Source organism: Okeania sp. SIO3B5, from assembly GCF_010692555.1.
Classification (GTDB): Bacteria; Cyanobacteriota; Cyanobacteriia; order Cyanobacteriales; family Microcoleaceae; genus Okeania.
On sequence record NZ_JAAHHG010000131.1, the window covers coordinates 1 to 22448 of the forward strand.

At 39.1% G+C, this 22448-nt stretch carries 13 protein-coding genes and 1 tRNA gene; 6 read left to right on the forward strand and 8 right to left on the reverse strand.

Annotated features, from left to right (window positions below; translation table 11 throughout):
• The first annotated feature begins 327 nt into the window (after positions 1 to 327).
• Complete coding sequence (locus tag F6K54_RS18525; RefSeq protein WP_293080258.1) at positions 328 to 5625, forward strand: GAF domain-containing protein; 5298 nt, start codon at positions 328 to 330, stop codon at positions 5623 to 5625.
• 644 nt (positions 5626 to 6269) lie between these two features.
• On the opposite strand, the gene F6K54_RS18530 is transcribed toward F6K54_RS18525, so the two are convergent.
• Together F6K54_RS18530 and F6K54_RS18535 are read right to left on the reverse strand one after the other, a co-directional pair.
• Positions 6270 to 6935 (reverse strand): hypothetical protein, encoded by a 666-nt coding sequence (locus F6K54_RS18530; protein WP_293080260.1) that lies wholly within the window; start codon positions 6933 to 6935, stop codon positions 6270 to 6272.
• A gap of 252 nt (positions 6936 to 7187) precedes the next feature.
• A complete protein-coding gene (locus F6K54_RS18535) occupies positions 7188 to 9143 on the reverse strand; it encodes a hypothetical protein (RefSeq protein WP_293080262.1) in 1956 nt (651 codons plus the stop codon).
• 308 nt (positions 9144 to 9451) lie between these two features.
• Here F6K54_RS18535 and F6K54_RS18540 point away from each other — a divergent pair, with 308 nt between their 5' ends.
• The gene (locus F6K54_RS18540) at positions 9452 to 9955 is read left to right on the forward strand and encodes a DNA-binding response regulator (protein ID WP_293080265.1); all 504 of its coding nucleotides are present in this window, start codon (positions 9452 to 9454) and stop codon (positions 9953 to 9955) included.
• Positions 9956 to 10352: 397 nt separating this feature from the next.
• Here the strand turns inward: F6K54_RS18540 and F6K54_RS18545 are convergent, their stop codons facing one another.
• Together F6K54_RS18545 and F6K54_RS18550 are read right to left on the reverse strand one after the other, a co-directional pair.
• A complete protein-coding gene (locus F6K54_RS18545) occupies positions 10353 to 11264 on the reverse strand; it encodes a transposase (protein WP_293080268.1) in 912 nt (303 codons plus the stop codon).
• Between the two features lie 1126 nt (positions 11265 to 12390).
• Entirely contained in the window at positions 12391 to 13743 is a 1353-nt protein-coding gene (locus F6K54_RS18550; protein ID WP_293080270.1) for a hypothetical protein, read from the reverse strand.
• Between the two features lie 433 nt (positions 13744 to 14176).
• Here F6K54_RS18550 and F6K54_RS18555 point away from each other — a divergent pair, with 433 nt between their 5' ends.
• Together F6K54_RS18555 and F6K54_RS18560 are read left to right on the forward strand one after the other, a co-directional pair.
• Complete coding sequence (locus F6K54_RS18555) at positions 14177 to 14806, forward strand: DUF6940 family protein (RefSeq protein WP_293080272.1); 630 nt, start codon at positions 14177 to 14179, stop codon at positions 14804 to 14806.
• A gap of 74 nt (positions 14807 to 14880) precedes the next feature.
• A tRNA-Arg gene (locus tag F6K54_RS18560) sits at positions 14881 to 14953 on the forward strand.
• A gap of 427 nt (positions 14954 to 15380) precedes the next feature.
• Here F6K54_RS18560 and F6K54_RS18565 read toward each other — a convergent pair.
• The 4 genes from F6K54_RS18565 to F6K54_RS18580 form a co-directional block, all read right to left on the reverse strand.
• Positions 15381 to 17234, reverse strand: a complete 1854-nt coding sequence (locus F6K54_RS18565) for an energy transducer TonB (protein WP_293080275.1) — start codon at positions 17232 to 17234, stop codon at positions 15381 to 15383.
• A gap of 343 nt (positions 17235 to 17577) precedes the next feature.
• Complete coding sequence (locus F6K54_RS18570) at positions 17578 to 17811, reverse strand: hypothetical protein (protein ID WP_293080277.1); 234 nt, start codon at positions 17809 to 17811, stop codon at positions 17578 to 17580.
• Positions 17812 to 18150: 339 nt separating this feature from the next.
• Complete coding sequence (locus tag F6K54_RS18575) at positions 18151 to 19707, reverse strand: choice-of-anchor L domain-containing protein (RefSeq protein ID WP_293080280.1); 1557 nt, start codon at positions 19705 to 19707, stop codon at positions 18151 to 18153.
• Between the two features lie 12 nt (positions 19708 to 19719).
• Positions 19720 to 19857 carry a hypothetical protein gene (locus F6K54_RS18580; protein WP_293080282.1) on the reverse strand — a complete coding sequence of 46 codons (138 nt, stop codon included), beginning with the start codon at positions 19855 to 19857 and terminating at the stop codon, positions 19720 to 19722.
• Positions 19858 to 19910: 53 nt separating this feature from the next.
• Between F6K54_RS18580 and F6K54_RS18585 the strand changes: the two genes are divergently transcribed.
• Complete coding sequence (locus tag F6K54_RS18585; protein ID WP_293080285.1) at positions 19911 to 20171, forward strand: hypothetical protein; 261 nt, start codon at positions 19911 to 19913, stop codon at positions 20169 to 20171.
• Between the two features lie 633 nt (positions 20172 to 20804).
• Entirely contained in the window at positions 20805 to 21695 is an 891-nt protein-coding gene (locus F6K54_RS18590) for an alpha/beta fold hydrolase (protein ID WP_293080288.1), read from the forward strand.
• Positions 21696 to 22448 lie beyond the last annotated feature (753 nt).

Below are 22448 nucleotides of genomic sequence, written 5' to 3' on the forward strand. Positions count from 1 at the left end.
ACGCGTACTTTGCTGAAAAATCGGCAAATTTTGGCAAATTTCACTGTTCCACTATCCCCTCATCTTCCGTTCTCCTTAAATCGTTAATCTACAATACTTTGAAACAGCCCTGCTCCCAGGAGGGGAAAATAGAAAGATTTACTGTTGAAGCACTCATAATAAGTTTTTTAATCACTAATTATCCGGACATGATATAAGAGAAAATAAGGTTCAATATTTCAAGCCTCTGACTTTCCTGCGGAATGCTACGCAAACAGGCAGAGGTACTGATAACTGATAACTGATAACTGATAACTGATAACTGATAACTGATAACTGATAACTGAAATGACTTTACCATATCTTTCTATTTTAATACAAAATAAATGGTTCCTAATTACTATTTTGATTGCAGCATTTGCAATTTCTACAGTATTAATAACTGCTTACAGATTTATTAATACAATTAAACGCATTCAAGATAGAGAACTAGAAAAACAGCAAGAAACAACTCGTCAACTTGACATTGAAGTTAAACGGGAACAACTTCTGGCAAAAATTATTAATCAAATTCGGTCTTCCTTAGATTTACAAACAATTCTAGAAACAACAGTGACAGAAGTTCGCTCCTTGTTGGATGGCGATCGCGTCATTGTTTATCAATTTTCTGCGGACAAGAGTGGTACAGTTGTGGCTGAATCTGTGGGAAAAGAATGGACACCTAGTTTACATCAAGAAATTCAAGATACCTGTTTTCAAAGTGGTGAAGTAACTCGTTATCAGAATGGGCATCGTTGGAGTGTCAACGATATTCAAACAGCAAATTTAACCGAGTGTCATCGTCAACTACTAGAGCGGTTTGAAGTAAAAGCTAATCTAGTTGTACCAATTATTAGCCTTCAAAGTCAGTACATTAACTCAAAGCTGGAAAACAAGACATATCCAGTCAATCAACTTTGGGGTTTATTAATAGTTCATCAGTGTCGCGCTCCCCGAGATTGGCAAGATACTGACCTAAAATTAATTGACAGAATTGCCGAACATTTGACAGTCACGATTCAAATGGCTCAACAAGTTCAAGAACTTCAGGAAAGTAAAGAAACAATTGAACAAGTCAAAGAGCGTGAGTTAGAACAACAACGAGAAAAAGCTAGCCAACTAGATATACAAGTTAAGCGAGAACAACTCTTAGCCAAGATTATCGATCAAATTCGGTCTTCCTTAGATTTACAAACAATTTTAGAAACAACAGTGACAGAAGTTCGCTCCTTGTTAGATGGCGATCGCGTGGTTGTTTATCAATTTGCTGCTGACAAGAGTGGTACAGTTGTGGCTGAATCTGTGGGTAAAGAATGGACACCTACTTTACATGAAGAGATTCACGATACCTGTTTCCAAAGTGGTGAAGTAACTCGTTATCAGAATGGCCATCGTTGGAGCGTCAACGATATTCAAACAGCAAATTTAACAGAATGTCATCGCCAACTGCTAGAGCGGTTTGAAGTAAAAGCTAATCTAGTTGTACCGATTATTTGCTTTCATAGGCAATACATTAACTCAAAGCTTGAAAAAAATGCAGAACCCGATCTTTCTGGTGAACTTTGGGGTTTATTAATAGTTCATCAGTGTCAAGCTCCGCGAAACTGGCAAGAAAGTGACCTAGAATTAATTGACAGAATTGCCGAACATTTCACAATCGCGATTCAAATGGCTGAACAGGTTCAAGAACTTCAGGAAAGTAAAGAAACAATTGAACAAGTCAAAGAGCGCGAGCTAGAACAACAACGAGAAAAATCTCGCGAATTAAATATACAATTTAAGCGAGAACAACTCTTAGCCAAGATTGCTAATCAGATTCGCTCTTCCTTAGATTTACAAAGAATTTTAGAAACAACAGTAACAGAAGTTCGCACCTTGTTAGATGGCGATCGCGTCGTTGTTTACCAATTTGCTGCAGATATGAGTGGTACAGTTGTGGCTGAATCTGTGGGTAAAGAATGGACACCTACTTTACATCTAGAGATTCAAGATACCTGTTTCCAAAATGGTGAAGTAACTCGTTATGAGAATGGTTATCGTTGGAGTGTCAATGATATTCAAACAGCAAATTTAACCGAATGTCATCGCCAACTGCTAGAGCGGTTTGAAGTCAAAGCTAATCTAGTTGTACCAATTTTTAGCCTTCAAAGTCAATACATTAACTCAAAGCTTGAAAATAACACATATCCAGCAAATCAACTTTGGGGTTTATTAATAGTTCATCAGTGTTACGCTCCTCGGAGCTGGCGACAAACTGACTTAGAATTAATTGACAGAATTGCCGAACATTTGACAGTGGCGATTCAAATGGCTCAACAAGTTCAAGAACTTCAGGAAAGTCAAGAAACAATTCAAAAAGTCAAAGAGAATGAGTTAGAACAACAACGAGAAAAATCTCGCAAACTAGATATACAAGTTAAGCGAGAACAACTCGTAGCAGAGATTACTAATCAGATTAGGTCTTCCTTAAATTTACAAACAATTCTAGAAACAACAGTGACAGAAGTTCGCTCCTTGTTGGATAGCGATCGCGTAGTTGTTTACCAATTTTCTGCGGACATGAATGGTACAGTTGTGGCTGAATCTGTGGGGGAAGAATGGACACCGACTTTACATCTAGAGATTCAAGATACCTGTTTCCAAAGTTGTGAAGTAACTCGTTATCAGAATGGTTATCATTGGAATGTCAATGATATTCAAACAGCAGATTTAACTGAATGTCATCGCCAACTGCTAGAGCAGTTTGAAGTTAAAGCTAATCTGGTTCTGCCGATTTTTTGCGCTCCAGATCGAGATGCTAATCTGAAGCGTCATAATGGCTTTGTTGTAGCCACTCCCACTCAACTTTGGGGTTTGTTAATAGTTCATCAGTGTCGTGCTCCTCGAGATTGGCAAGATAATGACTTAGAACTCATGGATGAAATCGCAGGGCATTTAACAATCGCGATTCAAATGGCTCAAAGAGTTCAAGAACTTCAGAAAAGCAAAGAAACTATCCAAGCTCTATACAAAATTACTTCAGCTCGAGGTCGCAGTTTTGAACAACGGTTACAAGGATTGCTAGCCATGGGGCGAAGAAATTTTAATATGGAGATTGGGATTCTCTCCCAGATAGAAGGCGATCGCTATCAGGTTATTGAAGCTCAACTTCCCAGTAAAGCTACGATTAAAGGAGCAGTTTTTGAACTCAAACAAGCCTACTGCCAAGAAACCATGCGAGGCAGAGGAATCGTTTGTATTGAATCTGCGAATACCCCTGAGTGGAATAATCATCCCTGCCATACTACATTTGGATTAAAGTCATACATTGGTATCCGTGTAATTTGTAATGGCAAAGTCTATGGTACTCTGAGTTTTTCTAGCCTTAGTCCTCGCCTGACACCCTTTACAGGAGTAAATCAGGAACTGTTGAAATTGATGGCTCAGTGGATTAGTGGAGAAATACAACGTCAGGAAGTAGCAGAAGAATTAAAACGAACCCGGGACCAAGCTCTGGTTGCCATGAAAGCCAAAGGGGAATTTTTAGCCACAATGAGCCATGAAATCAGGACACCAATGAATGGGGTGATTGGTATGACGGGATTGTTGTTGGATACCCCTCTAGAGGAAAAGCAACGCAATTTTGTCGAAACTATTCGTAATTGTGGGAACTCACTGCTAACAATTATCAACGATATTCTAGACTTTTCCAAAGTTGAATCTGGCAATCTAGAGTTAGAGAAGCAGCCATTTGAGATTCATATTTGTGTAGAGGATGCTTTGGATCTATTGGCTCCGAAAGCAGCAGACAAAAACTTAGAATTGGCTTACATGATTGATGTGCAGACTCCTTATACTGTGCTTGGGGATGTAACGAGAGTACGACAAATTTTAGTAAATTTATTGGGAAATGCTATTAAGTTTACCCATGAGGGGGAAGTTGTAGTTTCCATCAGTTCTAAATCTCTTGATGATACCCAGACAGAAATTTGTTTTGCTGTCAAAGATACAGGAATCGGGATTCCTGAAGATAAGAAGGATCGATTATTCAAGTCATTCAGTCAGGTGGACTCATCTACCTCACGTCAATATGGTGGTACTGGCTTAGGATTAGCTATCTCTAAACGTCTCAGTGAAGTGATGGGAGGTCGAATGTGGGTTGAGAGTCAAGTGGGAGAGGGTTCAACCTTCTACTTTACGATTAAAGCTGAAGTCCTTGACTCGGATACTAATCAACGTTTGTTCAATACAGAGTCTATACTCAACGATAAGAAAGTTCTAGTTGTTGACGACAATGCCACCAATCGTAAAATTCTCAAATTCCAAATGGAATCTTGGGGAATATATCCCAGGGTAGTGGCTTCAGGGAAGGAAGCACTCCAGGAATTAGATAACCAAAAAGAATTCGATCTGGCTATTCTGGATATGCAAATGCCCGAAATGGATGGTGTCACTTTAGCCCAAGAAATTCATACATATCCTCGATATAGCGACTTGCCTTTAGTGATGTTAACTTCGATTGCATACCTCGAAGATAATTTAGACGAATTTGAAAGTGAATTTGCTGCTTTCCTGAATAAACCTATTAAGCAATCTGAACTTTGCAACACTTTGCTCAAAGTTTTCGGTGGACAGCCAATTAAAGTCAAGCAATCTCGTCCTCCCCAAAAGTTGGAAATCGATCCAGAAATGGCTAAACGTTTGCCTTTGAGAATACTGTTGGCAGAAGATAATATAGTGAATCAACAGTTGGCAGTACAATTGCTGGAAAAGATGGGATATTATGCTGATGTGGTAAGTAATGGTATAGAAGTCATTGAGGCTATAGATCGTCAGCCCTATGATGTGATTTTCATGGATGTCCATATGCCAGAAATGGATGGTTTAACAGCCACAAAACGGATAGTTACGGAAAGGGATGCTACCAAACGACCTCGGATTATTGCTATGACAGCGAATGCCATGCAAGGCGATCGCGAAGTATGCCTAGAGGCTGGTATGGATGATTACATCAGTAAACCAATTCGAGTGGAAGAGTTGATTCAAGCATTACTTAAGTGTGAGCCTATAGAGAAACCATTACCAGTTCAAACTTTTGCAGAAGCAGAGCTAGTATCATCTCAAGATTTGGATGAACAATTAATTAAATCATCTCCCAAAATATCAGATGCAAATGGAGATTCTGAGCAATTGTCCGATCCAGTGAAACATCAAGATTTTGAGAGTGAAATTTCTAGCAAAACTAATTCAGAATCAGCTAAACCTGCAATTGATCAAGATGCTTTAGACAGATTGCGAGAACTGTTTGGGGAAAATGCAAATGATTTTATTGAGAATATGGGTAATATTTTTTTAGAGGAAAGCTCTAAACAATTAGAAAATATTGCAACTGCGATTCAGGAAAAAGATGTAGTAAAAATGACATTACAAGCTCATACCTTAAATGGAAGTTGTGGTAGCATCGGAGCATACAATTTAGCTGAAATTTGCAGAGAAATGGAAATATTAGGTCGATCAAAAATGACTGAAGGAGCATTGCAGCTACTAGATAAAATGTATGTGGAATATGAACAAGTTAAATTAGAATTGAAAGAAATAATGCAAGACTCTCTAAGCCATTCTTCATAAAATTAGAAGTACATCAATGATCCCCCGCGCATCCCCCTTAAAAAGGGGGACTTCCAGTTCCCCCCTTGAAAAGGGCAGGGCTGTTTCAAAGTATAGTATATTAACGATGAGCGGGAGAATGGGAGTAATGGGCATAGAGGAACAGTGAAATTTGTCAAAATTTGCCGATTTTTCAGCAAAGTACGCGTCGTTAAGCTCTGAGAAAATATTTAGTTCAACGTCGCTTAAAAGCCCCTATCCCCGTGTCTGGTGTGTCTGGTGCGTCCCCGCGTCTATTGAGAATGAAACAGCCCTGCCTTGAAAAGGGGGGTTAGGGGGGATCTCCTGACTTCTCTCAAGTTAAGTTAGAATTGAAAGAAATAATGCAAGATTCTCTAAGCCATTCTTCATAAAATTAGAAGATTTATTGGCAGGATGGAGACAGGCAGGATGCCTGCTCCCACTTACCACTTACAGCGTATTCCATATTAGTGAGGTACATCAGTCGCGGGCAAGATGCCCGCACTACAAGAATTTTACGATTTATATTTGTACCTCATATACCTGGAATCTGCTGTATATTGATCCCGCCCCTCAGCAATGCTATATTTTGAGCAGTGAATAGAGCGATCGCTTTCTACTTAGACAGCTAAGAATTGTTTACTTTAGCTCTCAAAGGCATACCAACCAGGTCCTTCAAAGGTAAAACCGGGAACGTTGGCAATAACGTTGTCTTTGTTTTCTTCGGTACCTGTAAAAAAGTGAACTGGGGTTCCTGTTGATGCAGATGCATTTTCATTGAAAAAGCGGTAAACGGGAACTGCATCAGCAGGGGCAGTGGTTTCAGAAAAAGCGTAGAAGGCTATACCATCAGTTTCTAACACTGGAAACTGACTTGTAATTTCGTCTGGGGACTGGAGGGTGTAGAAAAATGTACCCGTTTGTTGGTTTTCAAATCGGTATACTGGTAATGCTCCTGTAATATCGGAAGAGGGGGTGTTAAATTCTATCCCTTCGTAGCGATAGCGATTAGTGTTGTTTTGGCGATCGCTAAATTCGGCTTGACTAGCAGTAAAAAAGTGAGACTGAGTTTGTTCGTCCCAAAAACGATGAACTACTTCACCTGTTAGGGAGTCAGTTTCGCCAGAAATTGGTGTTCGCGCACCCTGGGGTGGGTTGTTTACTGGTAGCTCTGGAATAGTTGGTGGGGTAATGGAAGGAGGTACTAAAACTGGTAGTTCCGGTGGTTCGATTTGCTGTTGTAAGATTAAATCTTGTTCCATAGTTAAGTGTATTGATTTTGTGGTTAGTGTTGGGATAGTAACACTCATTTTTGCTCAGAAGCCAGCTATATCTTTTTTCCGGCGTTGGTGAATTAGGATATGATACTAATCTTAATTACTTAGGAGTCAGGAGTCAGGAGTCAGGAGGGAAGAAAGAACAAGAAACCCCGAATATAAGGAGAAAGTTTTTTGGTCGGGTAAGCGGAACAGAGTTCTATCGCGCTCTTATTCCGGACAGATATCATACCTCTTTTCACCAACGCCTTTTTTCCTACTAATCTTAAATCTAGGAGATAATAATTATGTAAAAGATTTAGAACTGTCTATGTACCAATTACCATTAATTGATTTTATAGGTGAAAACGTCCACTCAAAACCATCTTTAGCGGAGAAGGAGTATTCACCCATATTTTTTAAGGTAAAAATGTCCAAACCACCTAACTCTGTGTTGCTTCTTAGAAAATCTGCAAATGCTTCATGTACTGCCCTATGCTGTTCAAATGGGTTCACAAGACTGAAAAATTGCATTTGAAAGGACTCTTCGGCTGTGTGTGCCCTTGCAATGGAGCCTAATGGACTACCCACAAATGCCCAAGAATTATCTGAAACTTCTGAAAAATCAATATTTCTTGTTTCATACCATCCTGGGACATCTGTGGCTGGGTCTAAAGCAATAACGTTATTCACGCCTCCAGAATTCATATTGGCAATTTCCCAAGATACATAGGAACCAAGACTGTGACCAATTAGGTTCAGATTATCGCCAGATATTCCTAAGTTACTCAGCATACTTTTAGCTGTTTCTGCTACTGGTTGAATCCAAGGGGTAGACTCTCCTAAGCCAGCAACCCATGACTCTGGGTTAAAAATATCAAAGTCGTTATTAGCTGCACTACTCCAATCTAAAGTTAAAACCTGGTGGTCGTCAGGGGCATCACTTTTTACAGCATTGGCTAAATTTCCCATATTTCCTGAATTGCTAGCATTGCCGTGAATAACCAACCATGTAGGAGTATTGGGTTCGATCGCTGCGCCATCAATTGATTGGATGCTGATGTTCTTTTCTTCACCATCATCATTTCTCGCAGTTCCTGATACTTGTGATACTTCTTCAGCAGACCAAGCTAAATCAAAATAGGCATCTCCACCTCGCTCGTAGTAAATTGTTGCAATCCAATATTTGCCTGTTGTATCGGGTGTAAACACATGAGTGTTACCACCGTAGGCTTTACTGAATCTTCTTGGATCTGTAATAACTTCTGTATTGCCACCATCAACTGGTAAGCTAGTGATCCAGTAACCGTCATCGGCTCTAACATTGAATGTGTATGTTTTACCCGCCTCAAAATTAGCTTGCGTAAACAGTTCTAAAACAAAATCATCATCAGGAATTGCCGATCTAGGACTTCCTTGTCCCCAATTCCCAGAAAAACCTTTTTGCCCATTACTTAAGGTATTAGACCCAAAATTGTTGTCTATATCAATGGAAAACTGCTTCCAATCTTCTAAACGATAGGCTTTAACATACCACTGATTTTCAAAGTCAAACTTCTCAATAGAAATTTCCTGGCCATCTATAACAGCAACTGCACTATCATCCTCAGCTTTTAACACTGCTACTTCAGTCGCAGTTAACTCCTCTCCTCTGACAACAGCAGAGAAAATCGCCCCCTCATCCCCAGCAGCATCTACTATATTAATTTCATAATCAAAATAATGACCTATTTCCTCTAAGACGACGGAAGCGATCTCTCCAGGATTAGACGCATTTAGCTCTAGCCATTCCTGAGATATATAAATAGTCTCTGTTGCACCAGCAAAAGCTCCATCTGCTCCAGCAATATCATCAGTAGAAACAACTTCTATTTCTGGAATTTGACTAAAGTCACCTGCTAACCACTGTTGACTTATAGCATTAGCAGTCTCTACATTCCAACTATCGCCAAAAGCCAAATTCATTTTGTCTGAAAAATTAGGATCGGCAGCAAATTGTTTGAGTTGTTCGGAAACCTGGAAAGCTATTTCACCTGTTAATAAATCCTTACCTGCTAACCCACTAACATTTAGTATACTGGGGTTGTTTGGAAGGAGTAAAGCGTCACTGTCATCTGTTGTTTGAGTCGGAATACTAACCCCTGAAGTTACATCACTACTAGGAATATTATTTATCCCCAACGTCTCAGTTTCTTGATTACTAAAACCAGCGATCGCCTGGTCTAAAAATCCTGTTCCCTCTAATATTTCTAAATCATTCATTGTTAGATTTATATGAATTTTTACGACAAAATCCACCCTATCTATATAATAAAATTTATTATCCTCCCCATAGAATTAAGTAAAATCAAGGATTACTAAATACAAGAAAATATCTATATCCGTAATTCTCTGGAGATGGTGATAGTTTTCGGAATTTTTATTCAGTGTTTACACTTATCTAAGTATATTTGAGTAATATTTATCACCTAAGTAAAATTAATCATAAGCGAGTTAATGCTAGGGTTCAACTAGCAAAAGTTAGGATTTTTGGTTATGCTTAGGTTAGGTGTTTATCTGCATAGCATAAAATGGCATCAAAAAAAGATGAAGTTTTTGCTGAAGCTGCAAAATATTGGGACTTAGAAAGGCTCTATAAAGCTTTAGCAGCAGTCAAGCGAAGAATCTCTCCTGGCTCTCGCAAGGGATTAACAGATACAGAAAAGCTTTATTTACGGGGAATACTCTGTGGTCATAGTCCTGCTGAAATAGCTAAGAAACTATATAGAAGTCCTAAAGGTGTTGAGGTGTATGTGTGCAAAACTTTATACCAATATCTCAAGCAACTTGTGGATACATCGAGCGAACAGATGGGAAATTGGAGAAATATTCATACATGGTTGGAAGATGCAGGATATAAAACGCTCTCGTCTGTTGAATCTAAATTAAATCATAATTCTTTGCCTTCGGAGGCGCTGGTAAAGATAGTTAATATGGATTTTGAGAATTCAAATACATTAAATATAGATATTAATATTCAATTATCATTTCCTTCAGATTCAGAAACAGAAGAGGCAGAAGATTCAGAGGAATAATTATTCTAATTTATGCTATAGCTTTTTCATTTGAAATGCGGAAACAGAGTCTTGCTCAAAAGGGAACAGGGAACAGGGAACAGGGAACAGTAAAGAAGAAAAACACTATTAAATAGTAGGTTTGCACAATAATTAATGGATACTCAAGACAGGATTTTTTGATTAGAAAAAAGCTCAATCTAGATTTACATTTCATTTGAAAACACTATATATCAAAAAAATCATTAGTTGTAATACTAATATCATTTTCCAATAAGAGCGCAATATAACTCCATTCCACCTTTAATAATGAGACTAAAAGAAAGTAGGGAAAGAAACAAAACTCACATTTATAATTCTCCTTTGTCCTAACTACTCCCTACTCCTGTACGGGCGAATCGCGATTCGCCCCTACCCCCTATTTAAGATAAATTTGCCGTAATTGATCGATAGTTTCTACAGTCTTGAGAGAGCCAAGAATTTCTTCTAAAATCTGAATATTTTCAATAGTATTAATCTCTGAAAATACCTCTTTTCCTGACTCGCCAAATTTTAATTCTAATCCTATTTCTATTCCAGAAAGTATTCCACGTTTTTCACCTCTTTGTTCACCTTGTTGTTGACCAATTTCAATTCCTTGTTGTTGACCAATTTTTACTCCTTCTTGTAATATTTGTTGATACCAAGGAGATTCTTGTAAAACTGCCATATCCCACCTCATTATTTGTTGTACTACTTCCGTTTCTAATACAAATGTAGCAAAAAATGCTAGTAAATTTTCTAATTCTGAGAGTTGTTCATCCTCCCGTAAAAGTTGTAATGCTTGTCTGATAGTTCCTTCTTCTCCTCCATCTTTAAGAATAGGAACAAAAGGAAGTAGAGAAGGAAGTGGCTGTTGGAAAACTGCTTGTGCTTCTACTTCCCACAGATTAATAACTCGATAGTTTTGATACGCCCTCACATCAAGAAATTCTGACTCGTAACAATTGACTATTTCTGTATTTTGGCTTGGTTGCAGAATATTAATTAATACAGGATAAACAGGTTTTTGGTACTTTTCTTCTGCTAATGCAGCATAAGCACGCATCCGACGTGGCATTTTTGCATCATACCTTAATTGCATTTCATTCAGAACCAGAAATTCTCCATGTTCTTGAGTGGAAACACGGACTAAAACATCTCCTTCTCGACTTACCCATTGGAAGTCTGAAGAAATTATTTCTTTGACAGTAACATTGGCAATTTTTGTCACCCATTCTACCCAACGACTAGGGGCGATTCCAATTATACGTTTACTGCTAATATCTACTTTTTTTGCTTTTTTTGTCATCCTATAAATCTATAGCAATTATCAAATTATCGGGTACAAAATTCTAGGTTTCAGGGAACATAGAGTAGTGGACTGACACACCTTAAATGGTGCATTAGATTCAATTGAAAATTCAAAAGTCAAAAGTCAAAAGTAAGAATTTTGGCGTTGCTGAATTGAAGTATGAGTGCGCGATTGTTTGGTTCTGGTAAAGCCCCCTAATATCATGTCCGGTTGAATACTTATTATTAAGGTAGTAGGGGAGTAGGGGAGTAGGGGAGTAGGGGAGTAGGGGAGTAGGGAACCCACCCCTAACCCCTCCCAGGAGGGGAAAATAGAAAGATTTACTGTTTAAGCACTCATGATAAGTTTTTTCATCACTGATTATCCGGACATGATATAAATCCCCCAAAATTGGGGGACTTTTAGAGTTTTATTCCCCCCAAAATTGGGGGGCTAGGGGGGCTTGCATCATACCCAGAATCAGCAACGCCAGAATTTTCAAGTTAAAAGCTAATGCACAGTTTTAGATGTGTCAGTCTACTAGAAATAAAAATCTATTGCACAGTTTTAGCTGTGTCATATCATGTCCGGATAAGAGCGTGATCAAAAATTTTTTCTCATGAGCGCCTTTTCTTCCCTTCTGCCTTCCCCTCCTGGGAGGGGTTAGGGGTGGGTTGCCTCCTGCCTTACCTACTCCAAAGTGTAAGTATTCAACCGGACATGATATCAGTCCACAGTCCAGTAGGATAAAATAATTACAGCAGATTTCGGGCAAATGATGTACAGGATAAATCGTGAAAATCATGTAGCGTGGGCATCTTGCCTGCGTTTAGGCATCTTGCCCGCGCGGGTGTACCTCATAACAACAGAAAGCGCTTTCATTAATGGATAATTGATAATGGATAATTGATAATTACCTCTGGTTAAAACCGTTCTTGATTGAATATAAAGAAATATTATTTCTTCTCTTGGTCGATTGGATATGACGAGGGGACCTCGCCATCCCTCGACCGCTTTTTTTCCCCTTAAAAGGGGAGGCTTTAAACCAGAATTATTTAATTATTAATTATTAATTATTAATTATTAATTATTCGGTAATGTCCGTACCTGCTCCCTAATAACGAAAATCACCTAATTCCAGCGCCTAACTCTTAGGCTCTATCCAAACCTTTATACCCTCCACTCTGAGAGCTTGGTTGCGAGTACCACAATATGCACCATTAGAATAAACAGGTAAATCTCCCATATTCTGAACGTGAGCTGTATAGAATACATCATAATTGGCAGCTTGAATACCTGCAAGACGAACCGCAAATCCTTCTATTCTTCTAGCTTTGCCACGTTCTCCAGCTAATTTTCCTGTTTCTAACCAAGGAGTATCCCCTATTCCAGAAACATGAGCCATGTATTCAAGGTTTAATCCAGGAATAGAGGGTTCTATATTTATTTGAAAAGCTTCTACACGAAAACCTTGGCCTCGAGTACCTGCATATTCTTGACTGCCAAAGATGCGATCGCCAATATTTTGTATATGAACTAAAACTTTCAACCCTACAGAAACTGTTGATGTTTGATTAGTAGTTTCTCCCGACATCATATTTGGTTTTTCAACAGTGGGAGAATTTTGAGATACTTCCACACCAGGAACAATAATAATTTCGTCTACAGGTTTTGTATTTCCAGGTGTTGGATCTTCTAAAATCATCACATCTGGATCGTCAATAGTTGTTTGATTAGGTTCTGCACCACCAGAAGGTACTACTATTAAAGGTGGTAAACTTGGAGCAGTTGATTTTGTATTAGTTGGTTGAGTAGCAATATTTTGAGTTCTATCTAGTTCTTCTAGTGCCGGAAGTTTAACTCTAGATGTTGTGGGTGAAGAATCATTAGGAATTGTTAGTTTTCCTCTAGATATAGCTAACATTAGTTTTTTGTCAAAGCTGGTATTAACTTTTTCCTCCAATTCCAACCACTGCTCATCATCTAAATTTTTACCCTGTTTGACAAGGGTTAATACTGCTGAAAGTGGATGTGTATTTGCAATTAGAGCTTGAGCATCATCTGGTAATTGATCGGATTTTGTATTAGAAATTAATTGGTGTAATTCTTTGGCTTTTTCCTTAACTGGTTGTAAAGGAGGAAATTCTGGTTGCTCTTGATGAGCGATCGCCAAGATTTGATTAAGAATATCTAAAACTGGTTGACTGTTTGATGATTCTGTGGTTGAAGTTATTGCTTTAATTAAGTTTTCTAAGTCTGTGAAGGAAAATATTGCCCCAGCAGAAACTTGAGATGTTTTTGCCAACTCTAGTCCCTGCTCTTTGAGAGTAGCAAAGTCTCTACCATAGGCCATCAATTCTTCTAGTAAACTTTCCGAAGGAGGAGTACCTGCATTCTGTAGTTCTTTAGCTGCTAGGGAGAGACGAATACCCAATTTAGGAAAATTGTCTGATAGAGAAGCTAGTTTTTCCAATAAGTTACGATTGGCTGTTTCCATATTATTGTTAGAGTATATTTATCAAGAAAGGCAGAAGGCAGAAGGCAGGAGGCAGAGGGCAGGAGGCAGAAGGCAGAAGGCAGAAAGGAATTCTGACTCCTGCTCTCTAAAAAGGTGATAAAACCCTACCCTCACTCGCGGTGCCTAAAATTGGTTGGAGTTAGAAACCTCATCCAATTGTTCCTTCTGGCCTTAGCATAGCTGCCTTCTGCCTTCGTTCATATAATTACAGTTTTATATATTACTTGAGAAGATACATCTGACATCAAGTCCGGCAGCATCGGTATGATAAATTCCAGATAAGGAATAAGAAAAAAGATTTGAAAGAAAGAAAAAGTAGATATTTCCGAAGTTTTTACACAAATGATACCAACGGACATGATATGATTGAAAGAAAAAACTCAAAAATCAAATTCTGATACCTTTGATAAAAATGTTTGATGCAACCCATGAAATTTTGAATGATGGTCGTATTTATAAATACAAAGTGACTCAACATGGGCAACCAATACCATATAGTGAGGTTTTAAACTTATGGCAGTATGAGTCAAACTTTCGTTCCTTCTTTATCTCACTTTTATCTGAGTCTCCTTTTTCTGCCTATAGATGGGAAACACCACCTATTACAAAAGATACCGCAAACCGCCAATTTGAATTCGTATTGCTTAATTCTCCAGGATTAGCAAGTAACCCAGACAAAACCACATTTCGTGATTATTTCACAACTGACGATCTTAACAATGGAATAGTTGTATTTGAAAATTTAGGGAAAGATGCAATACTGGTAGTTCCATCTCCGAGGGATTCAAATTCCTCCAGGGAAGGAACTGCTTTTTCAGCTTATTCTCATCTAGCAGCTTTCATTCGTGGTGCATCAGATGTTCAAAAACAGGCATTGTGGCGAATTGTGGGACAAACTGTGCAACAACAAATTTCAGACCGCCCACTTTGGGTAAGTACGGCGGGTGGTGGAGTAGCTTGGCTCCATATCAGATTAGACTCTCGACCAAAATATTACGGGTACAGAATATACAGTTTATCAGATATAGAAGAACAAAAATAGGGATAAATAGAAAAATAATAGCTATTTCTATTGCCAATTTGAAACTTAAGGTGCTATTGTTATTATGAGTATGAGGGCGCGTAGCTCAGTGGATAGAGCACCAGATTCCGGTTCTGGGTGTCGGGGGTTCGAATCCCTCCGTGCTCGTTTCAATATATATCCTGACTAACTGAAATATTAGGTATTCCTGATTTTTTGGCATTGCTGAGAGGCGGGTTAACGAAGTCAGAAGTCAGAAGTTAACCCACCCCTCGCCCCTCCCCCTCCCTGGAGGGGAAGTAGGGGATTTGAGCAACTCTCCAAAAATATTGCGCCCTAAAAGGCGGGGTTTTAGACCCATGTTATTTTGATAAATATAAGTGTTATGTGGGGCAGGCATCCTGCCTGCCATGCTCTGCCTGTCCAAAAATATTAAGAACGGGATGCCCATTCCACTTCCACAAAACTATTAAAATCGTCCCGCATTAATGGCCGAAACCGTTGCCTGTTCCCCCCACAAATCAACCCGTCCCCGCGTCTCCGCGTCCCCGTGTCCCCGTGTCCTACCCCCACCAACCAATTTTTTCAGCAGACCCTATTCAGGTATACCTTCCTCCTCTTGGCCACCCTGAGTTGGTAATTTTTCTCCAACTGGTGCGTCTTCTGCTGCTGTTGACTTTGCTGTATTACAGTTAGAACTATCAAAATTAAATTCATATTGATAAAGTTTTGAGCGATCGCTACTGGAAAAAGATTGATTATTGACTGCACCTATAGCTGCTTCATCTAGCACTGAATGACCACTTTCTAGTAATAATTTTGGTCCATCAGTAATACCGCCATCTGGACTAACTAATACTCCTACAGCAGCTTTACCTTCTAACTTTTGCTCGCAAGCTGCTTCTGGATAAGTATTAGCAATAGTTGTAGGTTCAGTCAAATTATCTTCTTCTAATTGCAATTCTATTGCCCACTGTAGATAAGCACCCACAGCACCTAAAGCGTTATCCCTTGATTGTGATTCTTCAGCAAGAGCAGCATTTTCTTGCTTTTGTTGCTGTAGTTTTGCTAACAGTGAACCTTTAAACTCTCCTTGCTGCTGTATTGGTGGGGATGCTTCAGGTTCTGGTTCCTGCTGTACTGATGGAGATGGTTCAACAGTAGGTGTTATTACTGGTGTTGGTGGTTTAGTTTCTTCGACAGTAGCAGCAGCAACTTTTTCTTCAGGTGTTGGAGATGGTTGAGGGACGGGAATAGTCGTGGTAACTTTTTGTTGCTTTTGTTGTTCAAATTTTTCTAATAATGAACCTTTAAACTCTTTTTGTGTTTCTGGGGTAGGAGATGGTTTAGGAGTTGGAGCAACAGAAGGAGTTTCCTGAACTTCAACTTCAACTTCTGATTGAGAGTTGTTAGTTTCAGTTGGTGCAGGAGTAACAACAGCTATCTTTTGTTGTTGTTTTGTTTCTTCTACTATATCCTGAATAGTCTTTCCTTCTCGTAACTGCCTAACTATTGGTGCTTCTGACAGTCTCCCTTTTTTTGTGGGGTCTGGTGTTGGAGGAGTTGAAGGAGTTGGAGGAGTTCCTGTTGCTATAGGTTGTTTCTCTGTTTGAGTATTGGTATCATTTTGATTTGGAGCAATAGCAATTTGATTTTCCTCTTTATCTTGGTAACGTCGTGGAGGCAATTTTAAATTAGCTGAGTATGACCCCCTAGTTGAATTTTCAACTATAGAAGTTTGTTCTTGAGGGTTTATTTCTAGAGTTGAACGACGTGATAAACCAGACTCATAGACTTCATCTGTCAAATTCAAATTTTTTCTGATTTGATATTCATCTATTTCATTTTGATTTGATTGTTGTTGTGAGTCAACTCGAAATATCTCTGGTGGTTGACTATTTCTACTAGGTAACGGGGGCGGGGATATTGGTAATGGGGACCGGGGTATGGATGGATAATTGTAGGAAAATTCGCTTGGTGATGAATTTCTGGGCAACCTAGAGACGGAAGGAGTGGATCTGGAGCGGGTAGAAGAGGATGAGGTAGTAGAATCTTTTGGTGGTAATTTTGGTAACTTGTAATCTGAGGGATCTACAGGTATTGTTGGTAGTTCTGAGGATGATGATTCGGAGACAAAAGGTAGTTCACTTGGAGATGGTGGTGAAATGGGGGATAAGTTGGATGGTGTTTGTATGGTTGAGAATGTAATTTCTGGTTCTTCTGGTTGAGGGAGGAGTTCGAGTTGTTCTGGTGTTAATTCTATTAATCCTACTGTTGGTGGTAATTTGGCTTTCTCGGAGAATAGGGATAATTTTGGCAGGTTAATTCCTAATATGGCATGGATGCCCACAGAGGTTAAGAGTGCTATCCATATTGGTTGACGGAGGGTGTCTATAATGGAAGGTTGTTCTATGGGTTGATTCAGGTCTAGGGAAGAAAAGTCAGACATATTAGGAAACTCCTATAATAAGCGATAAATATACTGTATAAATAATATCGCTTCAATTTGCATTTTAACTTCCCTGGCGGGAAGTCCCGCGCTCTCGGTCAGGGGAGCGGAGGGATGGTCAAGCCAGGGCCAAGAGTAGGATACCTCCACAAATAAAACCTTCCTATACCCTTGACAAGCTAGGAGATATGCATGTTATTATTAAGGTCAACACAGGGGGAGGACATCACCTCTGTTAAAACAGCGGTCATTTTTTTCTGACTGAAGAATCCCGCGTTGTCGCGCCATGCGCAACGTCGGGAGTATGTCAACATTATAGGGAATAGGGAACAGGGAATAGGGGTTAGGGGTAGGTCCCCATCTCCCCATCTCCCCATCCCCCCATCAATTTTTCGATCGCGTGACAATAAATAGACCCTGCCCAAGAATGGGGGACTCTTAGAGTTTTATTCCCCCCAAAATAGGCTTGATCGGGTAGCTCTGCATCATACCCAGAATCAGCAACGCCATAATTTATGGATAAGAATTGATTTGATTTTGTATTTTTACCAAATAAATGTCTAATATCAAGTCTCATTAATTAGCCATTATAAATTAGCTATCTTTAGTCATCTTTAGATGACTTCTACTTTGAGCCAAGAAATTCATTTCTTGGCGGATGACATGGTTGCCAAGTTCGCCAAGTTCGCCAAGCCAAGTTCGCCAAGGATTTCAATCCTTGGCTAATAGTTTAAGTCATCTTAAGATGACTCTTGAGAAGTATGCCATCTTTTTATATTGTGGTTAATCAGTGCAACTTGATATAATCAACTTCTCCACCAAAAAAGTAGGGACGTTGCATGCAACGTCCCTACCTACTCCCTACTCCCTACTCCCTACTCCCTACTCCCTACTCCCTACTTCCAAAAAGCGATCGCTAATTTCTGATCCAGAAATCGTCTGCTCCTAAGGATGGACTACCTGTTAAAGTTGCAAATTGAGCACCACTACCGAAACCAGGTGAATTACCATTAGGATTATAGAATAAGTTACCATTGCTACTGTTGTAGACAATTACTCCATCTGAGGTTGCTGCAGCAGCATCACTAGAAACGACATCAAACTCATTTGGGATGCTGAAGCCTGTTCCTGCAGCACTGTTTATAGCAGTAAAACTGCTGCGATCTAGAATAATTATGTCTCCTGGTGTTTGAGAAAAATCAGTAATTTCATCTATACCAAAATCCTCTGGTTCAAATGCTTCATTACTATTGAAGATAAAGCGGTCAATACTAGCGCCACCTGTGAGTACATCGTCTCCTGCTCCACCATTGAGGCGATCGCGACCAATACCTCCTAGTAGAGTATCGTCCCCTGTTCCTCCTAACAAAATATCATTACCAGAGTTACCTACTATCAGGTCGCCACTAGCTCCTCCAAGTAGTTTATCGTTACCACCATCTCCACCTAGATCGTCCTCACCGTTACCACCACTAGCAGTGTCGTCACCAATGCCACCATTCAAGTTGTCATCACCATCGTTACCCTTGAGATTATCATCACCAGCACCTGGAGCAACTATATCATCTCCATTACCAGCGTCAACTGTATCATCACCATCACCACTATCAAAGAACTCATCTATATCTGCTTCTGGGTCATCGCTAACTACAACATCGTTATTCTCAGTACCAGGAATATCTATCAAAATACCACTGCCACCATCATCTGGATCACCTATATCTAAGTCGCTAGTATTCAGGTTAGCAATAAACAGACCTGAATCTAAGATTTGGTCACCAGTATCAGCAACACCGAACTTGATGGTATTTTCTCCCTGTTGGACGGGGGCAAAAACAGTCAGTGTAGAGCTTACCCCATCATATTCGATGGGAAGAATATTATTGGCATTATCGATGAAGTTGCCTAATACTAGATTATTGCTGATAACACTTAAAGGTTGAGTAAGATCGTTGTTGAATAATGCAGCATTGTTACCATTAACAAACACTCCTGCTACATCCACAAAAGAGCTATCTGAGAACTCAGGAAACTCGTCAGACCCAAAAATTAAATCAAAGGTGACAGAGCTGACGTTGGGGTCTTCGATTACAAATTCAAACTCTAGAATGTTTGCATCCAGAACTTCACCAGCTCCAGAAAAAGCACTGTCGGCCACAACTTGCAGGTCAGGATCGGAGTTCCCCAATTGGTCAATACTATAACCAGAATCAGTATTTAGGTCGGGTGGAGAGCCATCGCCAGAAGTAAGCAAGATGCCTGGATCAATTCCTAAAGGCAGAGTACCATCATAAAATGAGGATTGACCAATGCCATTTGGGGAAGTGCCACCAACGCTAGGGGAGAGTGGAACAACTGCACCTTCAAAATTTATAGAACCAGGTGTAACTGTCAAGTTAGCTCCTGGAACTAGGATTGCATCTACTAGGTCTTGGACTGTGTTTACATTTGGATCGAATTGTACGAATGCCATATTTTCTATCTCCTAAAAAAAATTAACAAGTAAATTGGCACAAATTAATGTTGATTGAAATTGTCGGTAGTGGTGCATTGTCATGGTATTGCCAGTGGTAGTATCTTGCTCCCGTTCTAAGTGTTGGTTGTTTCCACTTAGTATTACCATTATGGCTACAGGACTACCAAATTGTCTATTCTAGGGAATTGAATTTTGTACACTTGGTACAATTAACAATTATCCTCAACTTCTACCAAAGCAAAGTCTATACCTCGTATGTTATGCTGAATAAAAGGCAGCGAGTTGAAATTGCCCAGAGTTTTATCAATAAGAATTTTGGCGTTGCTGAATTGAAGTATGAATGCGCGATTGTTTGGTTCTGGTTAAGCCCCCGCGCATCCCCCGTTCAACAAAAAGCGCAGCAACATCTGGCTTCCCCCGATCCTGCGGGGGACGGGAGGGGGATCAAGGGGGACTTTTAGAGTTTTATTCCCCCCAAAATTGGGGGGCTAGGGGGGCAAAATCACACCCAGAATTAGCAACGCCAGAATTTTTTACTCTTGATTAGCAGATTCCATAAAATTGACTTTGCTATGGCCTATTGTTTTCGCAGATCGTATATTTCTGAGCTAAACTGAGGTTATGCAAAAAAGAGATTTTTTAATTAAGAAAGTTATTAAGTGTATTGACTGCTTTATAAAACCGATATAAAACGTCACAAGGGCGACATTTTAATGTTTACTTCCTGCTTCCACCGGAACTGTCGGCAGCACTCCGTCCACAGGCATTTACGGTCAAGCCGACCGCATCTCTTAAATTAATACTGGCGTTTAAATCTCTACAGCTAAAGTCCTTGGATAAGCCATTTATATCATTACTCGGGGGAGCAATAACAATATTCATGATATATTTTGAGCAGAAATAATATGGCAGTTCTCAACTATTTGTAACAAATCTGAACATAGATAAATAGAGAAAGTGTCTGAAACTCTTACCGAGAATCAGATGAGCTATTTTTCTTTAATTTATATAGATGTTTTCTACACAACCATTTTCAGAGTTATTATATATTTATGTTATAAGTATATGCAAAAAATATTTCATTATCTGAACAGATGAAAGAGTTTTATACCTGGAAAAAATACGGTTGTGCTTACGAATTTTATCCTCAGAAAGAAGGAGATGGTTTTACTAGACCTTTACTATTATTGCATCCTATTGGAGTAGGTTTATCTAAAAGTTTCTGGCATCGATTTTGTTCTTTATGGCAGGAGCGAGGTTTACTCAATCCTATCTATAGTCCAGATTTATTAGGGTGTGGTGAAAGTGATATGCCATCTGTGGCTTACTATCCTATGGACTGGGCTGAACAATTACAATATTTTTTAGAGACGGTTGTACAAAGACCAGTAATTTTAGTTGTACAAGGTGCTTTGTTTCCTGTGGCTATATCTCTGGTCAAATTACAGCAAAAATCAAGTTTAATTGATGGATTAATATTATCTGGTCCACCTCAATTGGAATTGATGACTAAGGCTGATTCACTTGTTAGTCAAAAATTGAGATGGAATCTTTTTTATTCACCTATTGGTAAAGTTTTTTATCGCTATGCACGGAGTCGAAAATTTTTAGATTCTTTTTCTAAAAAACAGTTATTTGCTAATAAAGAAGAAGTAGATAAAGAATGGCTAGATACTTTAGAAAAAGGAGCAAAAAATCTCCAAAGTCAATATGCTGTTTTTTCTTTTTTAGCAGGGTTTTGGAGGCAGGATTTTAGTCAAGATATTGCTCAAATTAATCAACCTACTTTAGTATTAGTAGGAAAGCAGGCATCAACTATTAGTAAAACTGAGCAAATTGAAACGTCAGAGCAAAGAATTAATAGTTATTTAAAGTTGTTAGCTAAAGGAGAGGGTTGTGAAATATCAGGGCGAAATGTTTTACCTTATGAGTCAACAGCAGAGTTTATTAAAGCTGTTAGTAATTTTTTACAAAAGATTAGTTAAGATAGCAATCGTAAGCATTCAGCCGTCAGCCAGCCTCCTACAGGAGGAACTGCGAACTTCAGCTAGCCTCCTCCGGAGGAACTGCGAACTTCAGCTATTGCTTTTAATTTAGGATAAAAGCTTTATTAATTGTCTTACTACAAAAGTTGGCTCCCTTGCCCTTAAAGTCTATTTTAATTTAAATACTGTCCTTAAGGAGATAGTCTTGTTGCTGTTAACGCAGTTTCTCTGTAGGAGGCTAGCTGACAGCTAATAGCTGTTTGCGCAGCATTCCGCAGGAAATGCTTACGTTAAGATAGCAATCAGGAGTCAGATGTGAGAATTGAGGTATTCCTTTAAAGGATAGAATATAGCAGTTATCTTATTCACATATATTCGTTTTTTTCTTGTTCCTTGTTCCTTGTTCCTTGTTCCCTGTTCCCTGTTCCCTATTCCCTGCTTCCTGTTATACCAATTCCCAAAAATAATGCTATACTTCCAATAAACTTCAGTTATTAAGTAATAATAATAATTAAGTAATGAATGTAGAGGATTATCGGCATTAATCCAAAATATCTTATTCCTTTAAACCCTACTCCCTACTCCCTACTCCCTACTCCCTACTCCCAATGAATGTAGAGGATTATCGGCATTAATCCAAAATATCTTATGCCTTTAAACCCTACTCCCTACTCCCTACTCCCTACTCCCTACTCCCACTTAATGTAGAGGATTATCGGCATTAATCCAAAATATCTTATTCCTTTAAACCCA

Bases quoted from the DNA above. Each gene is read 5' to 3' on its own strand.
- F6K54_RS18555 (WP_293080272.1), top strand. From the start codon at position 14,177: ATGTTTGATGCAACCCATGAAATTTTGAATGATGGTCGTATTTATAAA.
- F6K54_RS18565 (WP_293080275.1), bottom strand. From the start codon at position 17,234: ATGTCTGACTTTTCTTCCCTAGACCTGAATCAACCCATAGAACAACCT.
- F6K54_RS18525 (WP_293080258.1), top strand. From the start codon at position 328: ATGACTTTACCATATCTTTCTATTTTAATACAAAATAAATGGTTCCTA.
- F6K54_RS18570 (WP_293080277.1), bottom strand. From the start codon at position 17,811: ATGAGACTTGATATTAGACATTTATTTGGTAAAAATACAAAATCAAAT.
- F6K54_RS18590 (WP_293080288.1), top strand. From the start codon at position 20,805: ATGAAAGAGTTTTATACCTGGAAAAAATACGGTTGTGCTTACGAATTT.
- F6K54_RS18535 (WP_293080262.1), bottom strand. From the start codon at position 9,143: ATGAATGATTTAGAAATATTAGAGGGAACAGGATTTTTAGACCAGGCG.
- F6K54_RS18530 (WP_293080260.1), bottom strand. From the start codon at position 6,935: ATGAGTGTTACTATCCCAACACTAACCACAAAATCAATACACTTAACT.
- F6K54_RS18580 (WP_293080282.1), bottom strand. From the start codon at position 19,857: ATGGTAATACTAAGTGGAAACAACCAACACTTAGAACGGGAGCAAGAT.
- F6K54_RS18550 (WP_293080270.1), bottom strand. From the start codon at position 13,743: ATGGAAACAGCCAATCGTAACTTATTGGAAAAACTAGCTTCTCTATCA.
- F6K54_RS18540 (WP_293080265.1), top strand. From the start codon at position 9,452: ATGGCATCAAAAAAAGATGAAGTTTTTGCTGAAGCTGCAAAATATTGG.
- F6K54_RS18575 (WP_293080280.1), bottom strand. From the start codon at position 19,707: ATGGCATTCGTACAATTCGATCCAAATGTAAACACAGTCCAAGACCTA.
- F6K54_RS18545 (WP_293080268.1), bottom strand. From the start codon at position 11,264: ATGACAAAAAAAGCAAAAAAAGTAGATATTAGCAGTAAACGTATAATT.